Origin of the sequence: Shewanella sp. 10N.286.52.E4 (genome assembly GCF_041468785.1) — a bacterium.
Lineage (GTDB): Bacteria > Pseudomonadota > Gammaproteobacteria > Enterobacterales > Shewanellaceae > Shewanella > Shewanella electrodiphila.
Map to the genome: position 1 here is coordinate 1 of NZ_JBFRJJ010000100.1, position 262 is coordinate 262.

Here is a 262-nt window from a genome sequence, read left to right on the forward strand (position 1 = left end):
CTCGGATAAAGAATCATCAAGAGAATTACTCGCTGATGATATCGTCATTGCTGATGATACAGACTCGGCAGTTCTGTCTGAAGACTTCGAGATGTTTGCTGAAGGTGAAGATTTAAGCACGACTTACTCAAACTCTGCTGAAGCAACCGTTAAAACCATAGCGGGAACTAGTGTAAATAAAATTGCCAGAATGGCAGACACAACAACAGATGCTGATGCTGAATTACGCTTAACAACGGCGGCACTTGCTGAAGGCTCTATT

General features: G+C 42.7%; 1 protein-coding gene. It reads left to right on the forward strand.

The genetic code is table 11. The features are described from left to right. Nucleotides 1-262: hypothetical protein (locus AB4153_RS21600; protein ID WP_371998631.1), on the forward strand; the 262-nt coding region annotated here is incomplete at both ends.